Annotated in this window: 14 protein-coding genes; 6 read left to right on the top strand and 8 right to left on the bottom strand. The window is 69.4% G+C overall.

What is annotated here, in order from left to right:
• The first annotated feature begins 58 nt into the window (after positions 1-58).
• The gene (locus ACTJKF_RS00070) at positions 59-625 is read left to right on the top strand and encodes a DUF3005 domain-containing protein (protein WP_440621504.1); all 567 of its coding nucleotides are present in this window, start codon (positions 59-61) and stop codon (positions 623-625) included.
• Between the two features lie 58 nt (positions 626-683).
• On the opposite strand, the gene ACTJKF_RS00065 is transcribed toward ACTJKF_RS00070, so the two are convergent.
• Positions 684-1448, bottom strand: coding sequence for a DUF4397 domain-containing protein (locus ACTJKF_RS00065; protein ID WP_440621503.1), 765 nt, complete (start codon positions 1446-1448; stop codon positions 684-686).
• Positions 1449-1916: 468 nt separating this feature from the next.
• A complete protein-coding gene (locus tag ACTJKF_RS00060) occupies positions 1917-3224 on the bottom strand; it encodes an MFS transporter (RefSeq protein ID WP_440621502.1) in 1308 nt (435 codons plus the stop codon).
• Positions 3225-3760: 536 nt separating this feature from the next.
• On the opposite strand from ACTJKF_RS00060, the gene ACTJKF_RS00055 reads away from it, so the two are divergent.
• Positions 3761-4207: a MarR family winged helix-turn-helix transcriptional regulator gene (locus tag ACTJKF_RS00055; RefSeq protein ID WP_124488416.1), complete on the top strand. Its 447-nt coding sequence runs from the start codon at positions 3761-3763 to the stop codon at positions 4205-4207.
• A 36-nt stretch (positions 4208-4243) separates the two neighbouring features.
• Here ACTJKF_RS00055 and ACTJKF_RS00050 read toward each other — a convergent pair whose 3' ends face one another.
• The 5 genes from ACTJKF_RS00050 to ACTJKF_RS00030 form a co-directional block, all read right to left on the bottom strand.
• The gene (locus ACTJKF_RS00050) at positions 4244-6529 is read right to left on the bottom strand and encodes a molybdopterin cofactor-binding domain-containing protein (RefSeq protein WP_440621501.1); all 2286 of its coding nucleotides are present in this window, start codon (positions 6527-6529) and stop codon (positions 4244-4246) included.
• 159 nt (positions 6530-6688) lie between these two features.
• A complete protein-coding gene (locus ACTJKF_RS00045) occupies positions 6689-7336 on the bottom strand; it encodes an isochorismatase family protein (RefSeq protein WP_440621500.1) in 648 nt (215 codons plus the stop codon).
• A gap of 18 nt (positions 7337-7354) precedes the next feature.
• A complete protein-coding gene (locus ACTJKF_RS00040; protein ID WP_440621499.1) occupies positions 7355-8395 on the bottom strand; it encodes a 2,5-dihydroxypyridine 5,6-dioxygenase in 1041 nt (346 codons plus the stop codon).
• A 46-nt stretch (positions 8396-8441) separates the two neighbouring features.
• Entirely contained in the window at positions 8442-9272 is an 831-nt protein-coding gene (locus ACTJKF_RS00035; protein ID WP_440621498.1) for an alpha/beta fold hydrolase, read from the bottom strand.
• Between the two features lie 27 nt (positions 9273-9299).
• Positions 9300-10052: a maleate cis-trans isomerase family protein gene (locus ACTJKF_RS00030; protein ID WP_322025896.1), complete on the bottom strand. Its 753-nt coding sequence runs from the start codon at positions 10050-10052 to the stop codon at positions 9300-9302.
• A gap of 299 nt (positions 10053-10351) precedes the next feature.
• Here ACTJKF_RS00030 and ACTJKF_RS00025 point away from each other — a divergent pair, with 299 nt between their 5' ends.
• The 4 genes from ACTJKF_RS00025 (at position 10352) to ACTJKF_RS00010 (ending at position 15336) form a co-directional block, all read left to right on the top strand.
• Positions 10352-11524, top strand: a complete 1173-nt coding sequence (locus tag ACTJKF_RS00025) for an FAD-dependent monooxygenase (protein WP_440621497.1) — start codon at positions 10352-10354, stop codon at positions 11522-11524.
• A 230-nt stretch (positions 11525-11754) separates the two neighbouring features.
• Complete coding sequence (locus ACTJKF_RS00020) at positions 11755-12261, top strand: (2Fe-2S)-binding protein (protein ID WP_440621496.1); 507 nt, start codon at positions 11755-11757, stop codon at positions 12259-12261.
• Entirely contained in the window at positions 12251-14701 is a 2451-nt protein-coding gene (locus ACTJKF_RS00015) for a c-type cytochrome (RefSeq protein WP_440621495.1), read from the top strand. The genes ACTJKF_RS00020 and ACTJKF_RS00015 overlap by 11 nt, the downstream gene beginning before the upstream one ends.
• Before the next feature lie 302 nt (positions 14702-15003).
• Entirely contained in the window at positions 15004-15336 is a 333-nt protein-coding gene (locus tag ACTJKF_RS00010; protein WP_440621494.1) for a hypothetical protein, read from the top strand.
• 83 nt (positions 15337-15419) lie between these two features.
• On the opposite strand, the gene mmsB is transcribed toward ACTJKF_RS00010, so the two are convergent.
• Positions 15420-16310 carry a 3-hydroxyisobutyrate dehydrogenase gene (gene mmsB, locus ACTJKF_RS00005; protein WP_440621492.1) on the bottom strand — a complete coding sequence of 297 codons (891 nt, stop codon included), beginning with the start codon at positions 16308-16310 and terminating at the stop codon, positions 15420-15422.
• Between the last annotated feature and the right edge of the window lie 170 nt (positions 16311-16480).

The raw sequence follows: 16480 nt of genomic DNA, 5'->3' as shown, positions 1-16480 counted from the left end.
TCCCGGACGGGCGCCGGCCGCCTCACGCCGGCGCGCGCCGTCCGGAACAGGAGGTGCGATGCAGAACGCGGAATCGAATCCAACCCCGAAACAGCAGCAGGAACAGATCGAGCAGAGCCCGGTGAAGACGCCGGCGGCCGGCGACATGCCCGATGCGGCGACCCAGGCCGCCGAGGTCGCCCACGCCGCCGCGGTCGAGAAACGGCCGCTGACGCCGGAAGCGATCGCCGCGAAAACGCCGACCGGCCTGCCGGCGATCGACCTGGACGCGCACGCGGTCGACAGCGGCGACCCGGTGCGTCGCGCCGCCGGCCGGATCGTCACGCTCGACAACGCGAACATGGCGATGACGGACAACACGGTGGACGTCGACGGCAAGGGCATGGAGGCGCGCACCGGCGCGACCGAGTGGCACGACAACGTGATCTACTCGAATGCGTCGCTCGACGACGCGATCGATACGCCCGACGAAGGGCTCGGCGGCATCGAGAGCCGGCCGGGCGGCAATGTTCCGCAGATCGCGACGCGGCCGGGCTGGCGAGTCCGGCATGTCGGCGACGTCGATATCGAGCATGGCGACGGCACGCGAGCCGAGCACGTGATCCGCTTCGAGCGGATCGACTGACGGCGGTTCGATGGGGGGCGCGGACCGCCGGCCGGCGGTCCGCCGTGAGTCATGACGGTTACTGCGGGCCGAGTTCCTGCGCGGACGTGTCCGCGTCGTTGCCCTGTGCGACGAGCACATGGACGTCATTCGGGGTGACGTCGCCGATGCCGCCCGACGGAATCGTCAGCAGTAGCCAGTCTGCGTTGTTGTTGAGGGCGACCGGCGCGGTCTTGAGGATCGGCGTCTTGCTGCCGGCCGTCGTGACGACGACCTGGTACGTACCGCCGCTCAGATACACGGAGTCCTGACCGGACGCCGGCACCGCGTTCTGGTACGCCGCGCCTGCCAGCGTCGGGCTTTGTGCGGTGATGTCGGTGCCCGGCGGCACGACGTATACGTCGACGTTCTGCGCGTTTGGCGATGCGTTGAAGCTGCGCACGCGCGCCTTGTCGGACAGCAGCTGCTTGGCGAACGGATCGTCGATCACGGAGATCGCCGACGACGTGCTCGGCAACGCGATCGTCGTGTAGTGATGGCCGTTCGCCGCGCTGAACGATTGCGACGCGACGGTCGCGGTCGTGCCCGACACGTCGTAGCTGGCGGTCTGCGTGCCCGAATCGACGTCGTGATAGCGGGTCACGCCCTTGTACGCGACGCCCGACGCATCCACCTTCGCATTCAGGTAGTAGTCGAGGTTCGGGCCGGCCGGCACCGCGTTGATGAAGCGCGCCTGCGGTTTCGAGATGCCGAGTTCGGTGCCGACGTCGTTGCCGTCTCCGCCACATGCCGCGAGCACCGAAATGACCGAGCACAGGGCCACTATCGTTCGAATGGATTTCATTGTCGTCCTCTCGTTCAGGGAACCTGTTTGCGATGCGGGGTCGCCGCGCGACGAGTCACGCGGTGCGCAGCGCCGGTTGAAGGAAGGATTGTCGTCCGCCGGGGTGGCGGGCGCGTGGATGCCGCAAGCGATGTGCCTGCGTGACCGGACCTGCCCGAGCGCCCGTGTGGCGGCGGATCCGGCACGCGCAGGCGGCGATGTGCGATGCGCGATCGCGCGCGTCGGGTCAGGTATTTGTAAAAAAGGCGGCGCGACGGGGGCTGAGGCGGCGTGTGAATGACGTGCGCCGGAAAGGTGTTTCAAACGGCAACCAAACGGCAACCGGCGTGTGCCATGCCAACCGGCACGGTTGGCGCAACGGAACGGGTAGAGCGAGGTCGTTTCCGCATACCGTTGCGTGCGCACCGATATGCGGAACGTCGTGCAATCGCGCGCGGCGACATTGCATCGCCGCGCTGGAGGAAGGCATCAGCGGTTCACGAGCTTCGCCGGATACGCGAGCGCAAGCGCGCAACCGATCAGCATGCACGCGGCGAAGCCGTACAGCCCCGCGCTTTGCGAATGGAACGTGTCACGCAGCCAGCCGATGAAGTAGGTGCTGCCGAAGCCGCCGAGGTTCGCGATCGAGCACGCGAACGCGATCCCGCCGGCCGCGGCCGAGCCCTTCAGGAACGTGGACGGCAACGCCCAGACGACCGGCATCGCGGCGGCCGCGCCCGCGTTGACCAGCGAGAACAGCAGCACGGTCGCGAGCGTGCCGTGCGATGACGCGGCCGCGAAGGCGAGCGCGACGGCCGACACCAGGAACGGCACGACGATATGCCAGCGGCGCTCGCGCGCACGGTCGGAGCTCGCGCCGCAATACAGCGTCGCGAGCACGGCCGCGGCGTTCGGGATCACCATCAGCCAGCCGATGTGATAGGCGTCCTTCACGCCGGTGTCGCGCAGGATCGTCGGCAGCCAGAAGCTCACCGCGTACAGCCCGAGCAGCACGCACAGATCGATGAGGCCGAGCGCCCAGACCTTCGGATCGAAGAACGCGCGGCCGAGCGCATGGCTCTTGTTGCCGGACGGATCGGCGTCGAGGTTCGCGCGCAGCGCGTGTTTCTCGTCGGCGTTCAGCCAGCGCGCGGTCTCGATGCTGTTCGGCAGCCAGCGCAGCACCGCGAAGCCGAGCAGGATCGACGGCAATGCCTCGAGCAGGAACAGCCACTGCCAGCCGCCGAGCCCGTGCGCGCCATCGAACGCGCGCATGATCCAGCCGGAGATCGGGCTGCCGATCATGCTCGACAGCGGCAGGCCGACCATGAACAGCGCGACGATCCGCGCACGGCGCGCATCGGGATACCACTGCGTCAGGTACAGCAGCACACCGGGCAGGAAGCCGGCTTCGGCGGCGCCGAGCAGGAAGCGCACGAGGTAGAACTGCGTCGGCGTCTGGACGAACATCGTCGCGCCCGACAGCAGGCCCCACGTAATCATGATCCGCGCGATCCACAGCTTCGCGCCGACACGCTGCAGCACCAGATTGCTCGGGACTTCGAACAGGATGTAGCCGCCGAAGAACAGGCCGGCGCCGAGCCCGTACACGGTGTCGCTGAACTTCAGCGCATCGAGCATCTGCAGCTTCGCGAGCCCGATGTTGATGCGGTCGAGATAGGCCGCGAAATAGCACAGGCAGAACAGCGTGATCAGGCGCAGCGTGACCTTGCGGTAGAGCGCGCCGTTGAGCGTGTCGTCGGCGGAGACGGCGGCGCTCGGGTGTGCGGTAGACATGGGATTGCCCCTGTTCAGATATGACGGATGAGTGGGTGGCCGTTCGACGCGAGCGTGGATTCGCCGCGCGCTGGAGTCTGTATAGCACGCCAATTACATAGCGTACACACTAGAAAATACGGAATCGCACAGGCATGAAAATGAACGCGCCATGATCGGTTGATTGGCCGGATAAATATCCATGTTTTTAGGGGATTTTCACGAAATGTCGCCACTTTTTGAATGGCCGTTTCACGCTCGCAAGCAAGCACAAAATTCGTGCGTATGCGCTCAAAAGTGGAGTGTGTGCACGAAAATGCGTCGGTGGTGCGGAGACGTGCGCCAGACGGCCCGCCGGGCGGCACGGATCGCCGGCGCTGCAGGGGAGATGTCGGTGCGCGGGCCGACGCAGTCAGGCAATCGTCAGGCGCGATGGAGGAAGGGCGCGATGAACCCTGACGCACCGCAACGAAGCGGCGGCCGCGCGATCGATCGCGGCGATTTGAGGGTGTACACTGCTTGCCATTCTCATTCATGCCGCGCGAGCCTCCCATTTCATGGCGTCTTCCAAGGATTCCTACGACTTTCACGATCAGGTCGGCCACCTGCTGCGCCGTGCCTATCAGCGGCACGTTGCGATCTTTCAGGAAGCGATCCCCGATTCGGACCTGACGGCCGCGCAGTTCGTCGCGCTGTGCGCGGTCAAGGAAAAGCAGGCGTGTTCGCTGAACGACATCGTGAAGGCGACCGCGATTGACCAGGCGACGATCCGCGGGGTGGTCGAGCGATTGAAGACGCGCGCGCTGATCGAGGTGCTGCCCGACCCGAACGACGGCCGCAAGCTGATCGTGCGCGCGACCGCGGCCGGCCTCGCGCTGATCGACCGCACGGTGCCGTTCGCGCGGCAGGTGACCGAGCGCACGTACGGGCCGCTCAATCCGGGCGAGCGCGTCGCGTTGCAGTACCTGCTGCGCAAGATGATGGAGGCCGACGGCGACGCCTGACGCGCGGCACCGTCCGGCACGCGACGCCAGCCTGCTTTAGACGGTGCCTGCGGCGGCGGGTGCTGCCGCGGGCATCAATCGGCCGGCCTCGCGCAGTGCGGCGCGTACCGTCTCGGGGGTGAACGGCGGCGCATGGAAGCGCACGCCGGTCGCATCGAACAGTGCATTCGCGACGGCGGCCGGCCCGGGCACCGACGCCGATTCGCCCGCGCCGAGCGGCGGCTCGCCTTGGCGCGGCATCAGCACGACGTCGACGTCCGGCACTTCGTCGAACGTCAGGATCGGATAGCTCGCCCATTCGCGCGACGCGACCTTGCCGTCGGCAAACCGCACGCGCTCCTTCAGCGTGCGGCTCAATGCCTGGATCACGTTGCCATGGATCTGGTGGCGCACGCCGTCCGGGTTGATCATCGTGCCGGTGTCCTGGCCGACCGTCACGCGCTCGATGCGGATCTCGCCCGACACGCGATCGACGCTCAGGTCGACGATCCACGCGGACCACGCGGCGCCGAAACCGGGGAAGCGACTGTGCACGTAGCGCGCGTAGGCGATGCCGCGGCCGCGTACGACGCGCGCCGCATCATCGTCATGCTCGCGGCCCGCGCGCGGTACCCAGCCCGCGCGATGGGCCACCGCCTGCAGCAGCTCGGTTGCGCGCGTGTCGTCCAGATGCCGAAGCCGGAACGCGAGCGGATCGACGCCGGCGAGCGCCGCGCATTCGTCGACGAATGCGTCGTGCGCGAACGAGTTCGGCAACGCCGACACGCCACGCAGCCACGACGCGCGCACGAGCGGCGCGAGATCCTCGCAGACGAAGCGCCGATTCGGGCTGGCATACGGCGACACGGCTGTCCGGTCGCCCATCTCGAACACGCGCGGCGTGGGCGCGATCGTGCCGGTGAGGAGCGTCGCGAGCAGCGGCGCGTCGTTCGACGGATAGCGCGTCGTGAAGTCATAGCCGAGCAGATGGCCGTCGCGCGTGACGGTGCCCGTCACCTGCATCAATTGCCCGGCGCCTTTCGGTTCCCACAGATGCTCGTCCGCGCGAGACAGTTGCACGCGCACCGGGCGGCCGACCGCGCGCGACAGCAGCAGCGCGTCGCCGCAGACGTCGTCCGCGCCATTGCGGCCGTAGCAGCCGGCCGCTTCCATCCGCACGATGTCGAAATCGGCTTCGTCGCGCGCGACGAGCGTCGCGAGGTCGTAGCGCAACGACACGGGGTTCTGCGTGCCGGACCACACGGTGATCCGGCCGTCGCCCGGCGCGCGGTAGTCGGCGAGTGCGCACGACGGGCCGATCGAGCCGTGCATCTGGAACGGCCAGGCATAGGTGCGCGACAGCGTGATCGTGTCGGGTTGCGCGCGCGCCGCGTCGACGTCGCCTTCGTCGAGCAGCAGCCGGCGTTGCGCGGGCGCGGCGGCGATCGCGGCCGCGGGCGTGTCGAGCGGCGGCAGCGCGGGATGCGGCCGCCACGTGACGCGCAACTGGCGCGCCGCGCGGATCGCGTGTTCCTCGCGCTCGGCGACGACGCCGACGAAATCACCGATCGCGACGACCGCCACGAGCCCCGGCACGTCGGCGACCGATGCGCGATCGACGTCGACCAGCGACGTGCCGACGAACGCGCCGCTGTCGTGGCCCGCATACGGCGGCCGCACGACGCGGCCGTGCAGCATGCCCGGCACGCGCATGTCGTGCACGAACGTGAGCTGGCCGGTGGCTTTCGCGGGCACGTCGACGCGCGGCGACGATTGGCCGACGATCCGGTAGTGCGCGGGATCCTTCGTGCTCGCGTTCAGGTCGAGCGTCAGCGCGATGCGGCGCGCGGTGACGAGTTCGGCGAACGTCGCGGCTTGTCCTGGCGCGGGGGCGGACGTGGCGATCGTCCCGTCGGCGCTGCTCAGGTGTGCGGGATCGACGCCGAAGCGCTCGGCGGCCAGCGTCAGCAGCGCGTGGCGCGCCTGCGCGGCCGCGCAGCGCAGCGGCGTCGCGGAAATCTGGATCGTCGCGCTCGCGATGGTCGGGCCCTGGTTCGGCGTCGCGGCCGTGTCGCCGAGCACCATCGTCACGTGCGCGGCCGGCACGTCGAGCTCCTCGGCCACGATCTGCGCGAGCGACGTGCGAATGCCGGTGCCGAGGTCGACGTGGCCGTTGAATGCAAGGATGCGCCCGTCGTCGAGAATGGCGACGAACACTTCGGGCTGCGCCGGGACGTAAGACGAAAGGCTGCCCGGCTGGCCGGGCGCCGGCTTGACGGGCGGCGCGGGCGGCCGGATCACGGTCAGGCAGCCGTCGCGCGCAAGCAGTTCGGAGCGGTTCACGGGTGAGGTGTCCTGTCGGGGAAGGCGCGGCCGGCAGCGACGCGACGCGACGCCGCATGCGGTCAATCTAGGTCGCCAAAACCACAGCGTCAATCGCGCATGGGCGCCGGCCTGGCAGTCTTCCAGGCCGCCCAAGCCGCCCAGGCGCGACGCGGCAGCTCAGCGCGCGCGCACGGCGTCGATCGCCGCGATTGCATCGTCGAGCGGCATCACGGCCGCATATTTTTGCTGCATGTCGAACAGGTTCGCATCATGCGGCGCGATCGCGCGATCGCCGACGCAATCGGCGAGCACCAGCGGCCTGAGCCCGTGCGACATCGCGTCGACCACGCTCGCGCGCACGCAGCCGCTCGTCACCGCGCCGGCCACGAGCAGCGTCTGCACCGCACGCTGCGCGAGCCACGGCGCGAGTTGCGTACCGAAGAACGCGGACGGCACGGTCTTGCGCACGACGAGTTCGCCGGCGGCCGGCGTGAGCTCGGGCACGATCGCGCTGTTCGGATGGTGCTCGGTCAGCGTCGCCATGCCGGGCACCTTCAGCGAGAACACGTTGTCGTCGCTGCCGTCGTCCGCGTACACGATGCGGCTGTGCGCGACCGGCCAGCCGCGCGCGCGGGCGAGCGCGAGCGCCTGCGTCGTGCGCGCGATCGCCGGCGCGATGTTGCCGCCGCCGAACGTCGCGGGATCGGCGAAGCCGACCACGAAGTCGACGATCAGCAATCCGAGGTTGCCGTGCGGCGGCAGCGGCGTGCCGAAACCCTGCTGGCGATAGACGCCCGCTTCGGCGTGATGGGAAAGATCGGTCATGGTGTCGGGACTCGTCGGTCAGGCGGGTTGATCGGTGACGCGGCCTTCGCGCACGACGGTCTCGCCGTCGAGTTCGACCGTGCAGCGGCGCAGCGGGATGTCGATGTGGCAGGTGGTCGTGCGGTTGCCGCCGCCTTCGTTGTTCGGGCCGAGCGAGAACAGGAAGTTGCCTTCGAACGCACGCGCATCCATCCCGATCGTCGCCTCGCGGTCGTACAGGCCGAGCGTCGACCAGCGCGCACGCGGCTGCAGCCCCCAGCCGATGTGCGAGATCGCATAGCCTTCCGGATCGGCGAAGGTTTCCATGTAGTCGCGCAGCAGGTCCGCGTCGACGCCGCCTTCGATGCGCGTCGCGTAACCGCCTTCGACGGTCAGCGCGATCGGTTCGCTCACGTAGTGCTTCTGCGGCAACAGGATGTCGCCGCGGTCGATCACGATCGTGCCGCGCGCGGTGCGGTCGTTCGCGTAGGTCAGCGCGAAACCGCTCGGCCAGTGGTCCCAGCGGCCCGGCGCGTCGACGAAGCCGTATTCGGCGGTCGGCGGGAAATCGCCGAGCGGGCACACGAGCGCGGTGCCGGCCGCCGAGGTCATGCGCATCTCGCGCGCGGCGGCGATCTTTTTCGCGGCGCCGAGCACGCGCGTGCGGTCGGCCAGCGTCGGCACCATCCGCACCAGCACTTCCGGCGGCTCGACCGCGAGCAGGATCTTCGTGCCGGACTTCAGGATGTCGTGCTGTTCGGGCGAGAACAGCAGCGTCATCAGGTCGAGCACGAGGTCGCTCTCGCGCAGCGCGGCGATCGCGGCGCGGTTGCCGGTCAGCGGCGTCGTGCCGAGATACGCGAGCGGGTCGCGGCTGAACGCTTTCTCGCCGTTGACCGGCGGCAGGTCGAGCCGGTTGACGACCGCGCCCATCGATTGCGTCGCGATCAGCGCGCACGACAGCGTCTGCGGATGGGTGGCCGCGCTCGTCAGGATCGTGACGGTCTGGCCCGGTTCGAGGCGCGACAGCGTGAGCACCTGCTTCCACGCGTCGATCAGTTGAGTGTCGCTGACTGGCATCGTCGGCTCCGGTAAAGGCGTGAAGGAAAGAAGAGATGAAGCGGAATCAGGCCGCGAGCGGCGCGCCGAGGAAGTCGCCGAACGCCGCGTAGAAGCCCGCCGCGTTGTCCCACGGAATCATGTGGCCGGCATCGCGCACGCGCACGTGCCGCATCGACGGCGTCGCGCGCTGGAGTTCGGCGACGTCGTCGTCGCGCACCACGTCGCCGCGCTCGGCCGTGATCAGCAATGACGGCACGGCCAGTTGCGCGGCGTCCGCGTGGAAATCGTCGGTGTGGAAGCCTTCGTACGATGCGCGCACCGCGCGTTCGTCGCAGGTATGCAGCCATTCGGCGCGCAGTTGCAGCTCGGCATCGGTCCAGGTCGGGCAGAACGCGCGCATGCCTTCGGCGTCGGTGCCGGCACGCGCGAGCGCCATCGAGTCGATGTACCACGGCAGCTTGCCCGGATAGTCGCGGCGGTTCGGGCCCGACACCGGCGGATCGACGAGCACGACCGATTCGAGCCCGCGGATGGCGTGCCGCGCCGCGCGCGCGGCGATCCGCGCGCCCATCGAATGACCGACGAGGCTCGTGCGCGGCAGGCCGAGCGCGACGACGAGCGCAGCGATGTCGTCGGCCTGCGCATCGAGGCGGTAGTCGAGCGACGGCGACGCGTCGGACAGCCCGCGGCCGCGCACGTCGAGCACGTAGGTATCGAACGCCGCGCCGAACACTTCGCCGACGAAGCCCCACGTGATCGCGGGGCTCGTGATGCCGGGAATCAGCACGATCGCGGGGCGCGCCGCGCGCGGGCCCGATGCGCCGCCGTAGCGCAGGTAATGCTGGCGGATGCCGTTGGCGCGGACGTTCGCGCCGTACAGGAAAGTCGAGGACATGGCGAGACTCCGAGGTGGCGGCGGCGTTCAGTACGCGCCGGACAGCAGCGCGCCGGCACCGGGCACGATCGGTTCGAGATCGAGTTCGCGCAGCATTGCGTAGGTCGTCGCGATCGCGGCCGTGATCACCGGCTTGCCCGTCATCGCCTCGACCTTCGCGACGGCCGGCAGCGACGGCATCTGCACGCACGCGGACAGCACGATCGCATCGGCATCCTGGTACGGCAGCGTCTTCACGATGTCGGGCAGGCGCGCCGGATCGTGGCGGCCGACGTCGAGGTTGTCGGGAATCTCGAGCGCGCGGTACGCGATCACTTCGTAGCCTTCGTTGCGGATGTAGTCGACCACGAGCTCGGTCAGCGGCAGCATGTACGGCGCGACCACCACGATGCGCTTCGCGCCGATCACCTTCAGTGCGTCGACGAGTGCGCCCGCGCTCGTCAGCACCGGCGCCTGCGCGCCGTTGTCGGCCGTGTGTTTCGTGAGGCGCGCCTGCGACACGCGGTGATAGCCGTGGCCCATCGCCATGATCGCGACGAGGCACGCATAGCCGAGCACGTCGACGCGCGCATCGCTCAGTTCGACCGCGCAGCGGTCGGATTCGGCATCCATTGCCGCGAGTTCTTCCTTGACGACCTTCTTCATCCGCATCCGGCTCGAGTGATACGTGAAGCGCTCGGGCCGGATCGCTTCGCGCAACCGCAGCATCGCGGGAATCTCGGTTTCCATCGTCGTGTTGGAACTCGGCACGATCTGGCCGATGCGGTAGGTCTTGCTCATGACGGGAGGCTCCGTGTCGGTAAGGGTGGGGCGGCGCGCTGGCGCGAGATCGCCTGATGTCGAGCAAAGTCTAGTGTGTACATTTGAAAATGACAATGGGTCAAAAAGCGGGCCGCCGGATTTTTCTCGTTTTTTGACGCGGATTTTATATGGAATTATTGGTGTTTTCCCGAATGCCTCCGCTGCCGAAAACAATCCGCTTGTCCTGAATAAATTGAGTGTGTACGCTACATAAACGCCATTCAATCCGCCCGTTCTCGTGCCGCGTTCGGCGCCGGGCTCACGATCAGGAGATCCGCATGAGCAAACCCCGTATCGCAATCATCGGCGCCGGTCTCGGCGGCACGGCCGCAGCTGCGCTGCTGCAGCGCGGCGGCTACGACGTCGCGCTGTACGAGCAGGCGCCGGCGTTCTCGCGCCTCGGCGCAGGCATCCATCTCGGCCCGAACGTGATGAAGATCATGCGGCGCATCGGCTGCGAGGACGCACTGGAGGCGATGGGTTCGCATCCGGATTGCTGGTACAGCCGCGACTGGCGGACGGCTGACGTGCTGTCGCGGATTCCGCTCGGCGACTACGCGCGCAAGACCTATGGCGCGCGCTACCTGACCGTGCATCGCGGCGATTTCCACGCGCTGATGACGCACGCGGTGACGCCCGGCACGATCCGCTTCGGCAAGCGGCTCGCCTCGGTGGAGGACACCGGCGATGCGGTGCGCCTGACGTTCACCGACGGCAGCGTCGAGACGGCCGACATCGTGATCGGCGCGGACGGCGTGAATTCGCGGATCCGCGAGCATCTGCTCGGTGCGGAGCCGCCGCGCTATACGGGCTACGTCGCGCATCGCGCGGTGTTCCCGGCGTCGCTGCTCGGCAACAAGCCGTACGACATGTGCGTGAAGTGGTGGTCGGAGGATCGCCACATGATGGTCTACTACGTGACCGAGAAGCGCGACGAGTATTACTACGTGACCGGCGTGCCGCAGGCCGAGTGGCCGGAAGGCGTGTCGATGGTCGACAGCAGCCGCGACGAAATGCGCGACGCGTTCGCGGGTTTTCACGCCGACATCCAGCACCTGATCGACGTGTCGCCGTCGATCACCAAGTGGCCGCTGCTCGAACGCGACCCGTTGCCGCTGTGGAGTCGCGGCCGTCTCGTGCTGCTGGGCGATGCGTGCCATCCGATGAAGCCGCACATGGCGCAGGGCGCGGCGATGGCGATCGAGGATGCCGCGATGCTCGCGCGCTGTCTCGACGAAGTCGGCATCGGCGATCATGCGGGCGCGTTCGCGCTGTACGAGGCGAATCGCGCGGCGCGCGCGTCGAAGGTGCAGCTCGTGTCGCACAACAACACGTGGCTGCGCACCAACGAGGATCCGTCGTGGGTGTTCGGCTACGACGTGTTCGACGTGCCGCTCATGTCGCCGTCGCCGTCGCCGTCGTCGCGCGGCAACATGGCGGCGGTGGCCTGACGCGTGCGCCGCGCGGTGTCCGCGCCGGGCGCCGCGCCGCCGCCGCGTCGCGCATCCGCGCGGATCGATGTGGCGGTACGCGTGCATTTCGGCGTGTTATACGTGAGCGATGTGCGCGACGCCGGCCGTCGCGAGCTGGCGGCCGTGCCTGCCGCCGGCCGCCGGTCCCGGCCGGTTGGCTCGCCAGCCGACCGCTTTTCCGGCCCGCGCCCCGCCTTCCGGATCCATTCATGTCCCATCCCGCTTCCCCGTCGCGGCCGCTCGCGTTTCGCGTGAACGGCACGCCGCACACGTTCGACGCCGCCGCACCCGATGCGCCGCTGCTGCTGGTCCTGCGCAACGACTGCGCGCTCAACGGCCCGAAGTACGGCTGCGGGTTCGGGCAATGCGGCGCGTGCACGGTGCTGGTCGACGGACAGGCGACGCGTTCGTGCGTCGTGCCGGCCGCCGCCGCGAACGGGCGCGACGTGACGACGCTCGAAGGGCTCGGCTCGCGCGACACGCCCCATCCGATCCAGCGTGCGTTCATCGACGAGCAGGCCGCGCAATGCGGCTATTGCCTGAACGGGATGATCATGAGCACGAAGGCGCTGCTCGACCGCAATCCGGCGCCGGACGACGCGGCGATCCGCGACGCGCTGCGCTTCAATCTGTGCCGCTGCGGCACGCATCTGGAGATCATTCGCGCGGTGCATCGGGCCGCGCGTTATCTGCGGGGCGACGGCGATGAAGCATGACCCGAGCGTGCCGGCGCAGCCGCAAGCCGAGGCGGGCGAGGTGCGGCGCGATGACGTGCTTGAGGGTTCGGCTCCGCATGCGGACGGCGCGGCCCGCACCCATCGCGCCCGTTATGAATGGCCGACCGGCGATGCACGCGGGCCGGCCTCGTTCGAGGTCGAAACCCGAGCCGCCGCCGATGGGCGGATGACGACGTGGCGGTATCGCGCGCAAGCCGGTGCGACGCCGGATGTGCAGCGCGCGACGGCGTCGGAAGGCAGGGTGTCCGCGCCGTCGACGCCGTTCGTCTATCGACATGCGCAGACGTCGATCGAGATGGCCGACGCTCACCACGCCATCCCCGGCCACGCCCACGCGTTCGCGCGCGAATCGTTCGTCGACGAACTGGCCGGTACGCTGACGCGCGATCCGGTTGCATTGCGTCTGCAGCATCTCGATGCGTCGCGCGATGCGGGGCCGCGCGAGATTATCCGGATGGTCAGCGAACGTGCCGCGTGGGGCAAGCCGGTCGCGGCGCGCGGGCCGGCACCCGCGCATGACCGTCTCAGCGGGCGCGGCTTCGCATTCGACGGTGCAAGCGCGCTCACCGCGCCACCCGCAGACGACAACCCGCAAGCCGACGCAGGCCGTGGCAGCGATCCGCACTGGTCGGCGTGGGTCGTCGATCTCGACGTCGATCGCACGACGGGCGACGTCGCGGTGCGGCGCGTCGTCGCCGGGCAGGGCACGGGCGAGCCGGGGCAGCCGTCGATGGCGGGCCTGCCTGCCTGGCAGATCGAGGCGGCGGTGTCGCGCGTGATGGGCGCACGGCTGTCCGCGCGGCCGGCGCATGACGAGGCCGGTGCCGAGGTCCGTCCCGACGCGATCGCGCACGAACTCGTCGCGTTCGACGACGCGGCGCCCGGCGCGCGCGACGCGCAGTCGTTGTCGGCCTGCGACGCACAACGGATCGAGCAGGCGGCCGCGCCGGCCGCGGCCGCGATCGCGAACGCACTGTACGACGCGACGGGCGTGCGGTTCCGCGCGCCGCCGTTCGACGCGGCGCGCATTCGCGACGCGCTGGCCCGGCCGGCGCCGGCGGATGTCGGTGAACGCCGTTCCGGCGCGCCGCGTCGCACATCGTCGCGCTGGCGCCGCTGGCTGGCCGGCGGCGGCGCGGGCGGGGTGGTCGGCGGGCTGATCGGGCTCGCGTGCGCGATCCTGCCGGGCCCGGCGGCGATCGCACCGGTCTCCCCGGGCGGCGCGGACAGCGCGATGTGGAGCGCGGCGACGCTCGAACGCGGCCGCCTGATCGCGCTCGCCGGCGATTGCGCGGTGTGCCATACCGCGCCCGGCGGTGCGACCAACGCGGGCGGTCTCGCGCTCGACACGCCGTTCGGCACGATCTACACGACCAACATCACGCCCGATCCGGAAACCGGCATCGGCGCATGGTCGTATCCGGCGTTCGCGCGCGCGATGCGCGAAGGCATCGGCCGCGACGGCACGCACCTGTACCCGGCGTTCCCGTACACCGCATTCGCGAAACTCAGCGAGCCCGATCTGCTCGCGCTCTATGCGTACCTGATGGCGCAGCCGCCGGTGCAGCATGCGCCGCCGAAGACGACGCTGCCGTTCCCGCTCGACCAGCGGCGCCTCGTCGCCGGATGGAACTGGCTGTTTCACGACGCGCGGCCGTTCGCGGCGGACCCGGCGCGCTCGGCGCAGTGGAATCGCGGCAAGTATCTGGTCGACGGTGCCGGGCATTGCGGCGCGTGCCACACGCCGCGCAACGCGCTCGGCGCGGAGCAGGGCGGGCGCGCGTACCTGGCCGGCGGCGAGGCCGAGGGATGGGTCGCGCCGCCGCTCGTCGCATCGGCGGCGTCGCCGGTGCCGTGGACCGAAGGCGCGCTGTTCGACTACCTGCGCACCGGTTTTTCCGCGCAGCACGGCGTCGCGGCCGGGCCGATGGCGCCCGTCGTCGCGGGGCTCGCATCGCTGCCCGAGTCGGACGTTCGCGCGATTGCGCACTATCTGGCATCGCTGTCGCCATCCGTCGATGCCGCCGCGGCCGCCGATGCGGCGACCCGCCATGCACACGGCGCGGCCGCGGTCGCGACGCTCGGTCTCGACAGCGGCCGCCGCGCGTTCGATGCCGCGTGCGCGGTCTGTCACGCGGAATCGGGCGGCGTCGGGCATTTCGGCGTGCGTCCGCTGATGGGGCTGAACACGAGCGTCAGCCAGGCGGCACCCGACAACCTGCTGCGCGTGCTGCACAACGGCATCGATCATCCCGCGACCGACGGGCTCGGCTACATGCCGGGCTTCCGCGACGCGTTCGACGACCGGCAGATGGCCGAGCTCGCCGCGTACATCCGCGCGCGTTATGCGCCCGGCCAACCGGCGTGGCGCGGGCTGGAGGAGGCATCGGCGAGAATCCGGCACGCGCGCGCGCACTGACGGACAGGCCGCTTGCCCGCGTATCGTCGAACGCGGGGCGCGGCCGGGAGTGGCCGCGTCGAGGAGGCCGAACCGTCGGCGGCGGCGGGGCGGCTGATGGCCCGCAACCGCACGGCACCCGGAAAAAGCGACACATCGAGCAACGACGGCGCGTCGCGGGCCGTAAATCTTGCCGCGGAGGTCCATCGTTTAACCATTCGAAACAATGTGTTCATCGAAAAGGGCATGATCCGCGGCGATCGGGCAGGCATACTGTCGCCTATGTTGCTCAATGCCGTCGAATCGACGTGCGCTTGCCCCTCATGTCCATCCCTGTGCCTTTTCGATCCCTGCGATGGTTGACCATCGCGGCTGCTGCATGCTTGCTCGCCGCGTGTTCGACCGCTTCCGACGTGACCGCGACGTCGAACCCGAATGTCTTCACCGTGACGACGCGCACGCTCGGCGTGTCGACGACGTGGGCCGACGCTCATGAAAAAGCCGTCAGCGAAGCCACCCATTACTGTACGCAGCGCGGCATGCGCGCGAGCCTGAAGCAGGAGTCGGTGACCGCCGGCCGCCGCGTCGACGCGCGTTCCGAGCTCGCGTTCGAGTGCCATCCGACCTTCGAAACGGCGTCGAACCCGCGCGGGTAAAAGCGCCTGCGTTGCGCCGAATGTGAAGCGACCCGCGACGCCGTTGACCGGCATCGCGGGTCGGCGCACGTCTGTCGACGGCGTTACGCGGGCTGCGCCTCGTACAGCTTCACGCACGCGGAGAAGTCGAGCGTGCCGAGGCCCTGCTGGCTCATCGACTGATAGAGCTGCTGGGCGAGCGCGCCCATCCACACCGGCTGCCGTGCGCTGCGCGCGGCTTCGGTCGCGAGCCCGAGATCCTTCAGCATCAGGTTCGCGGCGAAACCGCCCGCGTAGCCGCGCGCGGCGGGTGCCGCGTCGTTGACGCCCGGATACGGGTTACAGGTGTCCGCGCTCCAGCAGCGGCCGGTCGACGTGTTGATGATGCCGGCCAGCACGGCCGGATCGATGCCGAGCGCGGCGCCAAGCGCCATGGCTTCCGACACGCCCATCATCGAGATGCCGAGCAGCAGGTTGTTGCAGATCTTCGCGATCTGCCCGGTGCCGGTGCCGCCGCAGTGCACGACGTTCTTTCCCATGTCGAGCAGGACCGGGCGGATCCGCTCGAACAGCGCGTCGGTCGCGCCGACCATGAAGGTCAGCGTGCCGGCCTGCGCGCCGCCGGTGCCGCCCGACACCGGCGCGTCGGCGAGCGGGAAGTCGCGTTGCGCGGCGGCTTGCGCCACTGCGCGCACGGTGTCCGGGTCGATCGTGCTGCAGTCGATGAACGTCGCGCCGGCGCGCGCGCCGGCCAGCACGCCGTCGTCGCCGAGATAGACCGAGCGCACGTGCTGCGCGGCCGGCAGCATCGTGATCACCAGCGACGCGCGGGCGGCTGCGTCGCGCGGCGAGGCGGCGGCCGTCGCGCCTGCACGCAGTGCGGCGTCGACCGCGTTCGTGTCGAGGTCGAACACCGTCAGTGCGTGACCGGCCTTGAGCAGGTTGGCGGCCATGGGGCCGCCCATGTTGCCGAGTCCGATGAATGCAATTTCCATGTACAGGTCTCCTGGTCGGGTCCCATGCGCCTTCTCAGCGCAGCGCGATCGTCGTGTTCACGCCGCCGACCGTCGCATCATCGTCGAACCAGCGCGCGGTGACCGTCTTCGTCTGCGTGTAGAACTGCACGACCTGCTTGCCGTACGGGCCGAGATCGCCGAGCTTCGAG

Origin of the sequence: Burkholderia sp. 22313 (assembly GCF_052045245.1) — a bacterium.
In the GTDB taxonomy this organism is placed as follows: domain Bacteria; phylum Pseudomonadota; class Gammaproteobacteria; order Burkholderiales; family Burkholderiaceae; genus Burkholderia.
The sequence above is the reverse complement of the archived record's forward strand: the minus strand, read 5'-3'. Positions and strand labels throughout refer to the sequence as shown.